11 protein-coding genes are annotated in these 14,987 nt (G+C 72.7%); 7 read left to right on the top strand and 4 right to left on the bottom strand.

From position 1 onward, the window contains the following. Positions 1-144 precede the first annotated feature (144 nt). Positions 145-2,469 (top strand): 5-methyltetrahydropteroyltriglutamate--homocysteine S-methyltransferase, encoded by a 2,325-nt coding sequence (gene metE, locus LHJ74_RS25375; RefSeq protein ID WP_260220535.1) that lies wholly within the window; start codon positions 145-147, stop codon positions 2,467-2,469. A gap of 152 nt (positions 2,470-2,621) precedes the next feature. Here the strand turns inward: metE and LHJ74_RS25370 are convergent, their stop codons facing one another. Further along, the gene (locus LHJ74_RS25370) at positions 2,622-3,128 is read right to left on the bottom strand and encodes a MarR family winged helix-turn-helix transcriptional regulator (protein WP_260220534.1); all 507 of its coding nucleotides are present in this window, start codon (positions 3,126-3,128) and stop codon (positions 2,622-2,624) included. Between the two features lie 122 nt (positions 3,129-3,250). On the opposite strand from LHJ74_RS25370, the gene LHJ74_RS25365 reads away from it, so the two are divergent. Beyond that, positions 3,251-4,552 carry an MFS transporter gene (locus tag LHJ74_RS25365; protein ID WP_260220533.1) on the top strand — a complete coding sequence of 434 codons (1,302 nt, stop codon included), beginning with the start codon at positions 3,251-3,253 and terminating at the stop codon, positions 4,550-4,552. 110 nt (positions 4,553-4,662) lie between these two features. Here LHJ74_RS25365 and LHJ74_RS25360 read toward each other — a convergent pair whose 3' ends face one another. Together LHJ74_RS25360 and LHJ74_RS25355 are read right to left on the bottom strand one after the other, a co-directional pair. After that, positions 4,663-5,082: a MerR family transcriptional regulator gene (locus LHJ74_RS25360; protein ID WP_260220532.1), complete on the bottom strand. Its 420-nt coding sequence runs from the start codon at positions 5,080-5,082 to the stop codon at positions 4,663-4,665. Between the two features lie 12 nt (positions 5,083-5,094). Then, entirely contained in the window at positions 5,095-6,147 is a 1,053-nt protein-coding gene (locus tag LHJ74_RS25355; protein WP_260220531.1) for an MDR family NADP-dependent oxidoreductase, read from the bottom strand. Between the two features lie 331 nt (positions 6,148-6,478). Here LHJ74_RS25355 and LHJ74_RS25350 point away from each other — a divergent pair, with 331 nt between their 5' ends. From LHJ74_RS25350 to LHJ74_RS25330, 5 genes are all read left to right on the top strand, one after another. Continuing rightward, positions 6,479-7,555 carry a peptidoglycan recognition protein family protein gene (locus LHJ74_RS25350; protein ID WP_260220530.1) on the top strand — a complete coding sequence of 359 codons (1,077 nt, stop codon included), beginning with the start codon at positions 6,479-6,481 and terminating at the stop codon, positions 7,553-7,555. 262 nt (positions 7,556-7,817) lie between these two features. Beyond that, on the top strand, positions 7,818-8,321 hold the full coding sequence (locus LHJ74_RS25345; protein WP_260220528.1) for an excalibur calcium-binding domain-containing protein: 504 nt from the start codon (positions 7,818-7,820) through the stop codon (positions 8,319-8,321). Between the two features lie 124 nt (positions 8,322-8,445). Then, complete coding sequence (locus tag LHJ74_RS25340; protein WP_260220527.1) at positions 8,446-9,126, top strand: hypothetical protein; 681 nt, start codon at positions 8,446-8,448, stop codon at positions 9,124-9,126. A gap of 491 nt (positions 9,127-9,617) precedes the next feature. Next, positions 9,618-9,905, top strand: a complete 288-nt coding sequence (locus tag LHJ74_RS25335; protein ID WP_260220525.1) for a ribosome small subunit-dependent GTPase A — start codon at positions 9,618-9,620, stop codon at positions 9,903-9,905. Further along, positions 9,902-11,218, top strand: a complete 1,317-nt coding sequence (locus LHJ74_RS25330) for a bifunctional class I SAM-dependent methyltransferase/N-acetyltransferase (RefSeq protein WP_260220524.1) — start codon at positions 9,902-9,904, stop codon at positions 11,216-11,218. Before LHJ74_RS25335 ends, LHJ74_RS25330 begins: the two co-directional genes overlap by 4 nt. Positions 11,219-11,462: 244 nt before the next feature. Here the strand turns inward: LHJ74_RS25330 and LHJ74_RS25325 are convergent, their stop codons facing one another. Further along, the gene (locus LHJ74_RS25325) at positions 11,463-14,630 is read right to left on the bottom strand and encodes a helix-turn-helix transcriptional regulator (protein ID WP_260220523.1); all 3,168 of its coding nucleotides are present in this window, start codon (positions 14,628-14,630) and stop codon (positions 11,463-11,465) included. Between the last annotated feature and the right edge of the window lie 357 nt (positions 14,631-14,987).

Genomic DNA, 14,987 nt, shown 5'->3' with positions numbered 1-14,987 from the left:
GATCGCAGTCGCGATCACGACCGCTGTCGCTACCACACGCACCGCGCCGTCGCGCGCACAGGCATCGCGCGGCACCCGTAAGCCGTACCTTCGCGCCTCCAAGGCCGCACCGGGGTCGATCCGCGACTCGCGAAGGAGAGTTCCGTGGCTGACAGTTCCGCCACCACCGCCCACCCGCTCCACCCCCTGCCCACCGTCCACGGCTACCCCCGCCAGGGCACCGGCCGGGAGCTGAAGAGGGCAGTCGAGGGCTACTGGGCAGGCCGCCGCACCGCCGGAGAACTGCTCGGCACCGCCGCCCGACTGCGGCGCGACACCTGGCGCCGGCTCACGGACGCCGGAGTCAGCGAGGTCCCCACCGGCGACTTCTCACTCTACGACCATGTCCTCGACACCCTGGTGATGACGGGTGCGATCCCCCCGCGGCACCGCGCCGCACTCGAAGCAGACGCCCTGGACGGCTACTTCGCCATGGCGCGCGGCGACCAGCGGACACCCCCGCTGGAGATGACGAAGTGGTTCGACACCAACTACCACTATCTGGTCCCCGAACTGGGCCCGGACACCGTCTTCTCCGCCGACTCCACCAAGCCGGTCGCCGAGTTCACCGAGGCACGCCAACTCGGCCACGCCGCCCGGCCGGTGCTCGTCGGCCCGCTCACCTTCCTGCTGCTCGCCAAGCCCGCGCCGGGCGTCGACCCCGCCTTCGAGCCGCTGACCCTGCTGGACCGGCTGCTCCCCGTCTACGCAGAGGTGCTCGGCGACCTCCGCGCGGCGGGCGCCGACTGGGTGCAGCTGGACGAACCCGCGCTCGCGGCGGACCAGCCGCCCGCCGTACTCAGCGCCGCCACCCGAGCCCTGCGTGACCTGGGCGCGCTCACCGACCGCCCGCGGCTCCTGGTGGCCTCCTACTTCGACCGGCTGGGCGAGGCACTGCCGGTCCTCGCACAGTCCCCCGTCGAGGGGCTCGCGCTCGACTTCACCGGGCCCGCCGCCGCCAACCTCGACGACCTCGCGGCGGCCGGCGGCCTGCCAGGCAAGCGGCTGATCGCGGGCGTCGTGGACGGCCGCAACATCTGGACCAACAACCTGGAGAGGTCGCTGGCCACCCTCGCCACCCTGCTCGGCCTCGCCGGGCGGGTCGACGTCGCCCCCTCCTGCTCGCTGCTGCACGTCCCCCTCGACGCCACCCTCGAAACGGACCTGGACCCGCAGGTCGTCCGCTGGCTCGCCTTCGCCCGGCAGAAGACCGAGGAAGTCGTCACCCTGGCACGCGGACTGACCGAGGGCACCGAAGCCATCGGCCCGCAGCTCGCCGCCAACCGGGCCGACCGCCACGCCCGTTCCGCCTCCGCGCTCACCCACGACCCGGCCGTACGCGCCCGCTGCGCGGCGATCGGCCCCGCGGACAGCAGGCGCTCGCAGCCGTACGAGAAGCGGGTGGCGGCCCAACGCGCGCGTCTCGGACTGCCGCTGCTGCCCACCACCACCATCGGCTCCTTCCCGCAGACCACCGGACTGCGCACCGCCCGCGCCGACCTGCGCGCCGGCCGCATCGACGAGGCGGTGTACGACGAACGGATCGCCGCCGAGATCCGGCAGGTGCTGGACTTCCAGGAGCAGGCCGGGCTGGACGTGCTGGTACACGGCGAGCCGGAACGCAACGACATGGTCCAGTACTTCGCCGAGCAGCTGAACGGCTATCTGGCCACCCGGCACGGCTGGGTGCAGTCCTACGGCACCCGCTACGTCCGCCCGCCGGTCCTGGCCGGTGACGTCTCGCGCCGCGCTCCCATGACACTGCGCTGGACGCGCTACGCGCAGTCCCACACCGGCAAACCGGTCAAGGGCATGCTCACCGGGCCGGTCACCATGCTCGCCTGGTCCTTCGTCCGCGACGACCAGCCCCGGGCGGACACGGCACGGCAGGTCGCCCTCGCCCTGCGGGACGAGGTCGCCGACCTGGAGGCGGCGGGCACGGCCGTGATCCAGGTCGATGAGCCCGCGCTGCGCGAGACGCTGCCGCTGCGGAGCGCCGACCGCCCCTCCTACCTGGCCTGGGCGACCGAAGCCTTCCGGTTGACCACCGGGGGCGTACGGGCGGACACCCAGATCCACACCCACATGTGCTACGCCGAGTTCGGCGAGATCCTGGCCGCCATCGGCGACCTGGACGCCGACGTCATCTCCCTTGAGGCGGCCCGCTCGCACATGGAGATCGCCCGCGAACTCGCCACCGCGGGCTACCCGCGCGAGGTCGGGCCCGGCGTCTACGACATCCACGCGCCGCGCGTGCCGGGCACCGCGGAGATGGCCGCGCTGCTGCGTGAGGGACTGCGGGCGATCCCGGCGGAGCGGTTGTGGGCCAATCCCGACTGCGGCCTGAAGACCCGCGGCTGGGCAGAGGTCCGCGCCTCCCTCCACCACCTCACGGCCGCGGCGCGCGAGGTCCGCACCTCCCTCAGCTGACCCCGGCTGCGCCGGCCGCGCCTCCCGCCGCGACGGCGGGCGGGGCGGCGGGCGGGGCGGCCCGGCCGGGTTCGGCGGTGCCGGTCCGGCCTGGGCCGGGGGCGCAGCGGGAGGGATACGCAGCGGGCGGGGGCGCAGCGCCCCCGCCCGCGTCAGCTCATAGACGTGTCGCCGAGGGACTCCAGCAGCTTGCGCAGGCCGTCGCCCAACTGCGCGCACTCCGCGCGGCTCAGGCCCCCCAGGATGCGGGCCTCGTTGGCCAGGTGCTCGGACATGAAGGCGAGCGTGATCTCGCTGCCGCGTTCGGTGAGCCGCATCCGGACGGTACGGCGGTCGCCCTCGTCGCGGACGCGCTCGACCAGGCCCTTGGCCTCCATCCGGTCGATGCGGTTGGTGATGGCCCCCGAGGTCACCATGGATGCCTTCACCAGTTGCCCGGCCGTCAGCTCGTACGGCGGTCCGCTGCGCTGCAACGTGGTCAGGACGTCCAGCTCGCCCATTTCCAGACCGTGGGAGGCGGCGAAGGCCTTTATCTCCCGCTCCAGGTAACGCCCGAGCCGCTGGAGCCTGCCCACCACCTGGACGGGCCACAGGTCGTCCTCGAGTTCCGGACGCTCCTCAGCCCACTGGCTGATGATCACGTCCACCGCGTCACCCATCGAGGTTCCCTTCGAAGTTGGCTTTCTCAGCGTTGAGAGATTTGACGTTGAGAGATCGGGCTGTTTTTATTTCAACGTTGAGATTATCAGCCCTGAATGAATGACGGGAGGGTCAGCCAGCCATGCCCGAGACCTCAGAAACGTCCGCTCCGCCAACCCCACCCGCCGAGCCCGCCCCACGCGGCCAGGAAGAATCCGCCGGACCACCGCCCCGCCGTGTCCACGCGGCCTGGCTTGCACTGCTGGCCACACCCGTCGCCGCCGGAGCCAACAGCCCCGTCCTGATCCTGCCCGACATGGCGGGCTCGCTCGGCACCAGCAAGGCGACAGCGGCCTGGTTCGTCACCACCTTCGCCTGGGCCATGGCCGTCGGCACGCCGCTGATGGCCGGACTGCTGCGGCGCCACGGCGTACGCCCCACGCTCCGGCTGAGCGCCGCGCTCGTGGCGGCAGGCACCGTGCTGGTGGCCGTCGCTCCCTGGCTCCCCCTGGCACTGGCCGGGCGGGCCGCGCAGGCCGCGGGAGGCGCCGGACTGGTCACCCTCGCGCTGAGCCTGGGCGGCACGGCCCGGCGGATGGGCGTGATCACCTCCGGCTTCGGCGTGCTCGGCGCCACCGGGCCACTGCTCGGCTCCTGGCTCGGCGACACGGTGTCCTGGCGGCTCGCTCTCGCGGTCTCCGCGGTCGCGTTGCTGGCCGTCCCCGCGGTGCTTCGCTCCGCGCGGGACGAACCGGTGGCCGCGTCCGCGAGTGCGAGCGGGCGGGCGGCTGCGTCCGCGGGGCTGCCGAACGGCCCGTTCGACGCGCGAGGTGCCGCGCTGCTCACCGTGCTGGCCTCGTCCGTGGTGCTGATACCCCGCTACCCGGCTGCCGCCGTCCCCGTCGCGCTGGTCCTCGGGCTCCTGCTCGTGGCACACAGCAGGGCCCGCCCGGACGGCTTCGTGCCCCGCACCCTCGTGCGCACCCCTGCCTTCCTCACCTCGGCGCTGCTCGCCTGCGCGCTCTCCACCTCGTACTTCACGCTGCTCTTCGCCGTCCCCGAGATGCTGGACAGCGGGACGGGCTGGTCAACCGCCACCATCGGTACGGGCCAGCTCACCGCCCTGCTGGCCGGCTCGGTGCTCTCCTGGCTGCTTCCGGCCGCCGCATCCCGGATGGGGCGGCCGGCCGTGCTGACGGTGCTGATCGCGCTCGGTGCGCTGGCACCCATCACGGCGGTCCTCACGCCGTGGGCACCGCTGTTGCTGCTGGTCGCGACGATGGCGGTGTTCGCGACCGCAGCGGGCAACGCGACCCTCGCCTCGTACGCCGTCGGCGCGGCGCCGGAGCCCCAGCGGCCCACCGCGATCGGATTGTTCACCCTCTGCTACCAACTGGGCGGAGCCTTCGGCCCCTCCATCGCCGTCCTCACGGTCACGGGCTGACCCCGCAACGCTCCGCGCGATGCGCCTCAGTCGGCACCGCCGGGCTGCGTCGTCTCGCGACTTGCGTCTCGCGGCCCGCGTCTCGCCGTCGCGGCGGGGGCGGCCGCCCGTCAGGGGGCTGGGTCGAAGGCTTCGCCGAAGCGGTCGGCGATTCCGGCGGCCAGCCGGTCGCGGAGCTGCGTCAGCGCGTCGATGCGGTCCTCCAGGTCGGCGAGGCGGCGCAGGCTCACGTCCCGCACCTCGCAGGATTCCGGCGCTCCGTCGGCGGGGGGCACGGCAGCCGCGCCCTCCGCAGGGGCCGGGTCGAGCACATGGGCGAAGCTGCGCACGTCCGCGATGGTCAGCCCGGCCTCCAGCAGTTCCCGCAGGGTCCGCAGCCGCCGTATGTCCGACAGCCCGTACTCCCGGTGCCCGGAAGGCGTGCGCCGCGCTTCGAGCAGGCCCTGCTGCTCGTAGTAGCGCACCGCTCGAGGGGTGAGCGCCGCTGCCGCCGCCGCTTCGCCGATCCGCATTCCCGTCTGCCTCCGCATCAAGCGCCAGGGTCAGAGTTCCACCAGTACAGCACCCACATGGCGGCCACGGAGCAGCTCGTCCAAGGCCCGGGGCGCTTCCTCGATCCCCGACAACCGTACGTGCGGCACGGTGAGGGTGCCCTCGCGCAGTCCCCGGCCGAACTCCTCGGCCCACTGCGGCAGCGCGTCCAGGTGGTCGATGCCCGCGATGCCGCGCAGGGTGATCCCGCGCGAGACGAGCGTGGCGGTGTCGATCTCGGTCGGAGTCGAGGTGCCGCCCGACGCCTGGGTGGACAGCATGCCCACGACCGCGATCCGCGCGCCACGGTTGGCCAGGGCCAGCGCGGCGGTCAGCTGCTCGCCGCCGACGTTGTCGAAGACCGCGTCGATGCCCTCCGGGGCGGCTTCGCGCAACTGGTCGACGATCGGCTCGGCGCCGCGCAGTACCACGGCGTCGTAGCCCAGTTCCTTGGTGAGCTGGTCCGCCTTGCGCTGCGAGCTTGTGCTGCCGATGACCCGCGCGGCGCCGTGCAGCCGGGCGAACTGACCGGCCAGCGAGCCCACCCCGCCCGCCGCACCGCTGACGAACACCGTGTCACCGGGCCGTACCTCCGCCGCCCGCACCACGCCGAGCCAGGCGGTGAACCCCTGGGAGAGATGCGCGGCGACGTCAGGCAGACTGTCGAGGTCGAGGGACTGGGCGTCGGCCGCGTCCAGCGCCGCGTACTCACGCCATCCCGCTGAGTGCTCGACGAGATCACCGGGGTTGAGGCCGGGAGCGTCCGAGGTGATCACCTCACCGATGGCGGGGCCCCACAGCACCTCGCCGGGCACGTACAGCGGCATCGGCAGGTCGGCGCTGTCGCGCATCAGGGTGAGCATCACGGCGGCGACGCTCATGAACCGGTTGCGCACCAGCACCTGGCCCGGACCGGCGACCGGCACCGATGCCTCGACGACGCGCAGGTTGTCGACGGAGAACGCCCCTTCCGGGCGGGCGGCCAGACGTACCTCACGGTGGGTGGCCGGTACACCGGCCGGGTCGTGGGCGTCGTGTGCTGGGACGTGCGCGGTGCTGCTCATCAGGGGTCTCCTCGTCAAAGGTGCGGGCTGGGTGCCTGCGACGAACGTAGAACTTGACGCCCACGTCAAGTTCAAGTCCGCTCCGCTCCGCCCCGTTCCGCCCCGCCACGCCGTCCCGCCACTGCTGGTGGCGAAGGCGGCGTGGGGCGCTGGGACGCCGGGATCTCCCCGACCTCCGCGTCGGAGAAGCTGACCCAGACCTCGGACGCGACCGCCGAGGCCGCACGGGCCACCTCGCTGAGGTGACAGTGGGTGAAGCCAAGTCACGTTTAAGTGACGGGTATCACCCTTACGCGAACATCGGGCGACACGTGAGGAGGGCTGTCAGCATATGGCTACGCCCCTGTCAGCCGACCGTATGGTCAAGGCGCTGAAGGCGGAGGGAGTTGCGGTCAAGGAGTACCGGTCCTGGCGTACCCACAACCGGAACCACAAGGGTTCGTGGGGCGGGGTGAACGGTGTCGTCATCCACCACACGGCGGGCGTCGGCTCGGGCATGGCCGACTTCTGCTACGACGGCACCTCCTCCCTTCCCGGGCCGCTGTGCCACGCGTTCGTGTCGAAGAAGGCCACGGTCTATCTCATCGGGCACGGCCGGGCCAACCACGCGGGGAGCTTCGCGCGGAACGCGCACGACGCGGTGGTGCGGGAGTCGTCCAAGCACCCGCGGCCCGACTCCTCCGAGCCGATCGACGGCAACAGGCACTACTACGGCATCGAGATCGAGAACCGTGGCGACGGCGAAGACCCGTACCCCAAGGGCCAGTACGAGCAGGCGGTGCGGTGGGCGGCGGCGATCTGCCGGGCGCACAAGTGGACCGCTGATTCGGTGATCGGCCACAAGGAAGGCACCCGCCGAAAGATCGACCCCAGTTTCAGCATGGCCGAGTTCCGCCGCGACGTGGCCGACCGGCTCAAGGGCAAGCCCGGTTCGGGCGGATCGGAGAAGGAGGCGGACATGCCTATCCGTACGAGTCTGGGCAAGGACAAGGCGCAGAGCACCGGTTGGGGCGACTGGACGGTAGTGCGCTGGGACGTGGAGCACGCGGACCCTGCGAAGCAGCACGGCGACGGCAACTACCCCGGCTATGTCCCCAGTGTCACCTCGTGGGCGGACTTCAACGGGCGGCTGCGGATCACCGGCCTGGAGCCGGGAGACCAGGTCCAGGTGCGGTACGAGGTGCACGACTGGAAGGACGGCAAGTCGACCGGCACCTGGACGGAGGTCATCGCGGACCACCAGGCCACACCTGGCGACCAGTTCCTGTCCATGCCGTTCTCCAAGGGGCTGAAAAAGGGCCAGCACGTCTACGTCGCGGTCAAGCCGATCCCCGGCCCCCGCCGAGGCGACGCGGCGTCCCCCAAGGTGACGGACGGCCGCTGGGCCATCCGCCAGGACCAGAACTAGGGCGTGTTGGAGAAGTAGCGCCGGCCGCCCGGAGGGCGGGTCTCGCGGGGTCTGGTGCGGTCGGCGGCAAGGCGCCGGACCGATCCGGCCGACGGCCGTACCAGGCTCGCTCCTCTCCTGCGAGGGCGTCGCCTTCGTCCTTGCCGCCCTCCGCCCGAGGGTGCAGCAAATCTTCCCATTACCCGGTAAGACTCTGAGTGTCATGGGATAGTCACACCTCCGTCACCCCCCGCTCCGATTCCTTCCCTTCAGGAGCGACCACATGAGCCATCACCCCGGTGCGCCGCCGCAGCCCGGACCTGTGCCCCCTGCCGGACAGCTGCGAAGACGTCCCAAGTTCTGGATCGTGGTCGGCGTCGTCTGGCTCGTCACCTTTGGTTGTTCCGCCGCGCTGGTCGGTGGTACGGAGGACACGTCCGGCGACTCCAAGGCTGATACCAAGGCTGAGGCCAGACCGGGGCCGACCGTGACGGAGACGGTCACCCCGAAGCCCACCGGCAAGCCGAAGCCCGAGCCCACGGCGACCGTCACGGAGACCGAGCGCGCGACCAAGGAAGTCAAGGTCGAGGTGACGACGACCGTCACCGCCCCGCCGGACGGCTCCGGCGGGGCAGGCGCCGACGAGGAAACCTCCGGGGGCGATGGCCCGGTCCACTACGAGAACTGCGACGCGGCCCGCGCGGCGGGCGCGGCCCCCGTCCGCCAGGGAGAGCCCGGTTACGCCTCCCATCTCGACCGCGACGGGGACGGCGTCGGCTGCGACTGAGGGATCTCCCCGCAGGGCCCGGCTCGTTCGGCGTGCGAGGGGGAGGAGCTGCGGAGAGCAGGTGAGTAGCGGACTGAGTAGGAGTGCTCAGGACCGGGCGGGGGCGGGAAGGAAGGATGGGGGCATGACGACGCCCCCATCTGCCACCCAGCCGCCCTATCCGCCAACCGCCGGGTTTCCGCCGCCCGTCCCGCCCCGGCGGGCCGGCGCCCGTCGTGCCGTGGTGGTCGGGGTCGTGGCCGTGGTGCTCCTGCTGGTCGCCGGAAGCGCCACCGGGTGGTGGCTGATGCGGGACGACGAGGACGATGCCCCGCTGGCGGGCCGGCCGAGGGTGACGGACGACGCGGCCGGAGTCTCGTACGGGATACCCGAGGGCTGGAAGCACCAGGGGCAGGACGACCTGATCGACGCTTTCACCTCTTCGATCACCCCGAAGTCCGCCGACGGCGCCGGTGGAGCTGACGACAAGGAGGTCAGCGTCGTACTTGCCGGTCGCTCCGATGCCGTGCCGCGGTCCGCGCTGAAGCGGGAGGCGGAGAGCGCGGCCAAGTCGAACGCCGGGTTCTTCTACCCGTACGGAAGCTCGACGGTCCAGGAGTCCCGGAAGACGACGGTGAGCGAGCGCCCCGCGCACTCGGTAGTGCTCAAGGTGAAGGACAGCGAAGGCGGCACCGGCCGGCTGCGCCTGACCCTGATCGCGGTCGACGACCAGCGCTCCGCCTTCCTCCTCGGCGTCGCCCACGAGGGCGGACCGGACCAGCGCCGCCAGGTCGAGACGGTGCTGCAGAGCGCCTCCGTTACCTGACGGGTCATTTCCATCGGTGTGTTCGACGGCCTGCGGGTGGCAGCAGTCGCCGTCCGCGCTCATGAACGAGGTGCTGCCGTCGGGGCAGGCGAATCCGCCGGCGAACTGGTGCACGAGCCAGTGGCCGCGACGCCACAGCGTCCGGACGCACGAGGCCGAGGGCGGTACCTCCACCCCGATGCTGCCGGCCCGCTCCCGTCACACCTCGGCCGCTTTCTGGAGCGATACGCAGCCCGCCCCGGCGTCGTCCGACGCCGGGATGGAGGTGCTAGCATCTACGGCGCAGAGACAACCGGGTCGACTGCGGGACCAGAAGTGGGAGGTGAGTTGATGTCTGCCGTGAAGGCCACTGCCGTGTGCAGTGCCCGCCGGACCATCCTCACGTCCCGGGCCCCGGTCTGACCTGACGCTGATCCCCTCGTTGGAGCCCTGACGGCTCACGGGAGGCAGCACTCTGTGCCTGTCGGGGTCCCTGTTCAAGGGTCTCTACGTTGCCTCAACTCCTTTGGCATCATCCTCAGCCGTATTCCCTGGCGGACTACGGCTGGGACGAGGCGTGTGAGCACGCCTTCGCTCCCCATCGCGCTACCGGGCTGATCCCGGCCCGTACCGTGCGGGCCGAACGCGGCTCGTGCGAAGCAGTCACCGAAGCCGGAATCGTCCGTGCGGAGATTCCCGGCACCGCCGATCAGAGTGATCCGCTGTCGGCACCGTGTACCGGTGACTGGGCGGCCCTGCGCCCTGTCGCCACCTACCGCTTCCGGGAGCGCCAACTGTGAACAACACCGGCAACACACCCGACCACGCTCCCGGCATCGACCCGGTGACGGAGGCGCTCCTCGCCCTGCACCACGACCTGCCCCGGCAGGGGCCGGGGTCGGACGCCACCACGCGCCGCATGCTGGAGGTGGCCGGTCCCCTGCCCGAGCGCCCGCGGGTGCTGGACGCGGGCTGCGGACCCGGCCGCTCCACCCTGCTGCTGGCCGAGGAAGCCGTGGCGCACGTGACCGCGGTCGACCTGCACCAGCCGTACCTGGACGACCTCGCCGCCGAGGCGGCCCGCCGGGGCCTGGGCGACCAGGTCACGGTCGTCAACTGCTCGATGGACCAGTTGGCCGTCCCTGACCACAGCTTCGACGTGATCTGGGCCGAGGGATCCATATACACCATCGGCTTCGACCATGCCCTGCGCGCCTGGCGTCGCCTGCTCGCCCCGGGCGGCGTCCTCGTCGTCACCGAGATCGAATGGACCGTGCCCAGCCCTGCCGCCCCGGTGCGCGCCTACTGGGACGCGGCCTATCCGCTGCGCACCCATGCGGCCAACGCCGACGCCGCACAGGCCGCCGGCTACCAGGTGGTCGCGCACTGGCCGCTGCCGGAGAGCGACTGGTGGGACGAGTACTACACGCCGCTCATCCAGCGCATCGCCCGAGCGGACCCGCAGCGCCCCGGCATGCCAGAGGCGCTGGCCGCACACCGGACAGAGATCGACATGCGGCGCGAGCACGGCAGCGACTACAACTACGCCGCCTACCTCCTCCGCCCCCACGACCACAGCTCCGACACCACCGAAAGCGGAACCATGACCACCTGGACCACCCGCCTCGAAACCGCCGACGACATCCCGGCCATTCGCGAAATCCTCCTCGCGGCCTTCCCCACCGCCGTCGAGGCCGACATCGTCGATGCCCTGCGCGCCGACCCGAAGGCGTGGATCGACGGCCTGTCGATGGTCACTGCGGCCCCCGACGGCACCCCGGTCGGGTACGCGCTGCTCACCCGCTGCCACGTCGACGGCGCACCCGCCCTCGCCCTGGCCCCGTGCGCGGTAGTGCCCTCCGCCCAGCGCACCGGCGCCGGTTCGGCCGCCATCCGGGCCGCCCTGGCCGCCGCCCTCGCCATGGGAGAGAACCTGGTCCTCGTCCTGGGCCATGCCGACTACTACCCGCGGTTCGGCTTCACCCCCGCTTCCCGCTTCGGCATCCGAGCGCCCTTCGAGGTGCCCGATGAGGCCATGATGGCCATGGCCCCCGACGACACCCGCCCCGTCCCGGCCGGCACCATCCAGTACCCCGCCGCGTTCGGCATCTGACCCCTCCTGTGGCGCCCCGGGGCTCATGGCCCGGGGCGCCACAGCTCCTCTCGGGCCGCGTGACTACCGGGTGGTCTGGGAGGGAGCGACGGCTGTCGGGCCGCGGGGTCGCATCGGGGCCGAGGCCGCTTCCTCCTGTGGGCTGCGCGGCCAGGTCGGTACAACCAGGGCGTGTTTGAGAAGTCCCAGGTCCAACCGAACGGTGCGGTGTGGAGGATGGCGGTCCGCCCGCCCGGCGGCGGCGTCAGGCGACGCCGCCGCGGGGGCCGTCCGCGGTGTCCGGGTGCATCCGGACCAGATCGATCCGGGACTGGATCCGCAGCTTCCGGAATATCTGGCGCAGATGGAAGCCGACGGTATGCGGCGAGAGGAACATCTGCGCGGCAGTCTGACGGTTCGTCAGTCCCTGTGCCACCAGGTCCGCGACCCTGCGCTCGGTGCCCGTCAGGCTCGCCCACCCGGAGGCGGGCCGGTGCGCCAGAGTCCAGTGCCGGCGCCGGACCCCCAGCTGGCGCAGCCTGCGCCGTACGCGGGCCTCGTCCCGCTCGGCGCCCAGCCGCGCGTATCCGGCCATCGCCCGGTCGAGCGCGTCCACCGCGACCGGCCGGTCGCCGCCCGGGATGCTCCCGAGGTCCTCCGCCGCGGAGGCGCGCGCCCACGGGTCCTGGTGTTCCTCCGCCGCGCGCCGCAGCGCCCACGGGTCCCGTTCGTACAGTCCGCGGGCGTGCACTGCGGCCACCAGCAGTGCCGGTACCTCCGCGTTGCCGGCGGCGAGCTGCTCGGCGACCGCTGCCGTCTCGGCGGCCCGCTCCCGTTCGCCCGCGCCGAGGGCGGCACGCACCAGCCAGCCCGCCGCCGCAGGCTCTTGGGTGAGCAGTCGCCGCAGGGCATGCCGGTCGTGGTGCACCGTGAGCAGCGCGGAGCGCAGTGCCTCCGGGTCGCCGCGTGCGGCGGCGAGCTGCGCCGCCATCCACGCGCCGAGTGCCGTCAGCGCGCGGGCCTCGTCGCCCGCCGCAGGGTGCACCCCCACGGGGTGCGCCGCCACCGGGTTCACCATGGGAGGCGACGTGCCGTCGCGCTCCTCCGGCACCGATGCCGTCAGCCGCCGGACATGGCCCTCGGCCGTGGCGAGGTCTCCGCGACGCAGCGCCACGTCGGCGAGGACGCGCCAGCCGAGGGAGGAGAACAGCCGCATTCCCGCCTCGTCGGCTGCGGCAAGACCGGCGTCGGCCTCCTTCACCGCGGCGTCCGACTCGCCCCGGGTGAGGGCGAGGGAAGCGCCCAGGATCATCGGCGCACCGCGCAGTACGGGCCAGCCCTCGGCGTCGACCTCGGCGGCGAGCTGCTCGACGAGCGCCGCGGCCTCGGCGGTCTGCCGCAGCTGGGTCAGCATGACGGCCAGGACCATGCGCGGCGGTACGGGCCAGGTGGCGGTGGCGGCAGCCCCGTCGTCCACCCTGCCGACGGCCTCACGTGCGGTGCGCAGTGCCTCGCCGACGCGGCCCGAGCGCCAGTGGACCGCTGCCAGCACGGTGAGCATCCCCACGGAGGTGCCGCCCCTCCGCTCGGCTTCCTCGCGGGCCTCACGCGCGGCGGCCGTCACGTCCAGCAGGGCCAGCGCGTGCAGCCGGTTGAGCGCGGCCTCCTCCTGGTGGCCCCCGCCGCCCGCGCCCTGTCCGCCCGCGCCGCCCTGTCCGCCCGCGCCCTGGCCGGTGCCCGCCACCTGCTTCGCGGCGGCCACGGCTTCGGCGGCGCGGCCCGCCAGCAGCAGGGCGCGCGACAGCCCGCAGCCCAACGCCCCGGCCTGCTCCGCCGACTGGGCGTCGCCCAGGCTCTCCCGCGCCAGTGCCACCGCACGCGGCAACGGGCCGACGCGGGTGAGCGTCTCCACCGAGATGCGCAGAAGCTGCGGCCGCGCGGCGTCACCGGGGCCGCTGATCTCCAGTGCGCGCAGGGCCAGGTCTGCCGCCGTACGGGGCTCGGCGGCGGCGACCGTGGAGGCCGCCGCGCACAGCACCTCGACCGCCTGGGCGTCGCCCCGGCGCGCGCCGTGCACCAGGTGTGCCGCGGCCCGCAGTACGCCGCCGTCCCGCCCGAGGATCATGTCGGCGGCCTGACGGTGCAGGGCGCCCCGCAGCGGGCCCGGGATGGTGGCCAGCAGCGCCTGTCTGACCAGTTCGTGCCGGAAGGCGACGGTGTCGTCCTCGCAGATCACCGTCCCGGAGTCCAGCGCCTCCTGGAGCGCGGGGAGGGCGGCGGCGGTGGGCTCGCCCAGCATCCGTGACATGTCGTCCGGTGTGGAGTCCCGGCCGAGTACGGCGGCCACGTCGAGCAGCAGTCTGGTGGCGGGCTGGAACGCCTCCATGCGGTGGCGCACCAGTGCGCTGAAGCGGCGCGGGGGCAGCCCGCACACTGTCTCCCCGGCCGGTCGCGCTTCGCTGTCGGCGCCCCATACCCGCTCCTCCTCACGGAGGCCGTCGAAGAGGGCGACGAGGGCCGCCGGGTTCCCGTCGGCGCCTTCCGCGTAGTCGAGCAGCTCCGCGGCTGGTTCCGCTCCCAGCCGCTCGGCGGCAAGCTGGGCCACGGCGCGGGAGGGAAGGGGACCCAGCGGTACGAGTTCGGCGCCCTCGGTCTCCCGCAGCACGGTGAACAGCCGGTCGACCGTCGATCCGCCCCTGCCCGAGCACCGGGCGAGGACCCACACCAGCGGCTGGGCGGCGAACCGTGACACCAGGGTGCGCAGGGCAGCCAGCGTGACCGGGTCCGCCCAGTGCAGGTCGTCCAGCACGACGGCCACCGGGCCGCCCCGCAGCCTTTCCTCCAGGCGGACGCGGAGCCGGTCGATCAGGGCGGCGGGACCGGCGGCCGAGGGTTCACCGGCCGACGGGCCGGGCCCGGCCCCGGAGCCCAGCGCGACCATCAGCGGCGCCAGCGGTACGGCCCGGCGCACCTCGTCCGCCGAGGCGTGCGCCGTGGAGAACCCCGACTGTGCGGCCAGGGCCGCCGCATCGGCCAGCAGCCTGCTGCGGCCCGCGCCGGGCGGCCCCTCTATCAGGAGCACACCGCCGCGGCGTGGTGCGGATCTGGCGGTGTCCAGGAGGCGCAGCAGTTGCGCCCACTGCTGTTCCCGCCCTTGGAGCCGTGGCGCGGCGGCCGGCGTCGCCGGGTACGGGGCCTTGGCACGCGGGGCGTTGGAGTGCGGGTCGCACGGCTGCGGGCCGTTCGGCTGGGAGCTGCTCGGCTGGGGGCCGTTGGGGCGGGCGGCTTTGGAATGTGTTGCCTTGGACGGTGTGGGGCGGTGGGGGACCTTCGGCTGAGGGCTCTTGGGATGGGAGGCAGCGGGGTGGGAGGCAGCGGTCGCCGCCGGGTGCGGAGAGTGGGTGATATGGGAGGCGGGACGAGGCGTTGGCAACCCGGAGTTCCCCTGTAACTGACGATGTCGGCAGGTCTTCTCGTCGGGTGGCACGAAAGCCATTTCCACCACCGTCAACGAGGTCTGAATGCGAGCACACGAGCGAGAGCATGCGAAGGTGAATCCTGGACGAATACCTATTGATGTCGACTCATCCCATAATCAAGCCGTTGCCCGGTTGTGGCAATGTCGCCTGAATTCGGACCTTTTGGCGAGGGATCACCGACGAGTGTCGGAGGAGCGGCACCATAGAGGGCCGCTCCCCGCACAGGTGTGGCACAGACGAACGGGCCGCCGGGTGGTTCCGGAAGCCTGGACTTCCGGAACCACCCGACGGCCATTGGGCGTTGAGAATGG

The sequence above is a fragment of the Streptomyces gossypii genome, from assembly GCF_025165795.1.
Taxonomy (GTDB): Bacteria; Actinomycetota; Actinomycetes; order Streptomycetales; family Streptomycetaceae; genus Streptomyces; species Streptomyces gossypii.
This window is presented reverse-complemented; position numbering and strand designations above follow the sequence as displayed.

Coding starts and splice junctions, on each gene's coding strand:
- LHJ74_RS25340 (WP_260220527.1), top strand. CDS start 8,446: ATGACGACGCCCCCATCTGCCACCCAGCCGCCCTATCCGCCAACCGCC.
- LHJ74_RS25355 (WP_260220531.1), bottom strand. CDS start 6,147: ATGAGCAGCACCGCGCACGTCCCAGCACACGACGCCCACGACCCGGCC.
- LHJ74_RS25360 (WP_260220532.1), bottom strand. CDS start 5,082: ATGCGGAGGCAGACGGGAATGCGGATCGGCGAAGCGGCGGCGGCAGCG.
- LHJ74_RS25345 (WP_260220528.1), top strand. CDS start 7,818: ATGAGCCATCACCCCGGTGCGCCGCCGCAGCCCGGACCTGTGCCCCCT.
- LHJ74_RS25370 (WP_260220534.1), bottom strand. CDS start 3,128: ATGGGTGACGCGGTGGACGTGATCATCAGCCAGTGGGCTGAGGAGCGT.
- LHJ74_RS25350 (WP_260220530.1), top strand. CDS start 6,479: ATGGCTACGCCCCTGTCAGCCGACCGTATGGTCAAGGCGCTGAAGGCG.
- LHJ74_RS25365 (WP_260220533.1), top strand. CDS start 3,251: ATGCCCGAGACCTCAGAAACGTCCGCTCCGCCAACCCCACCCGCCGAG.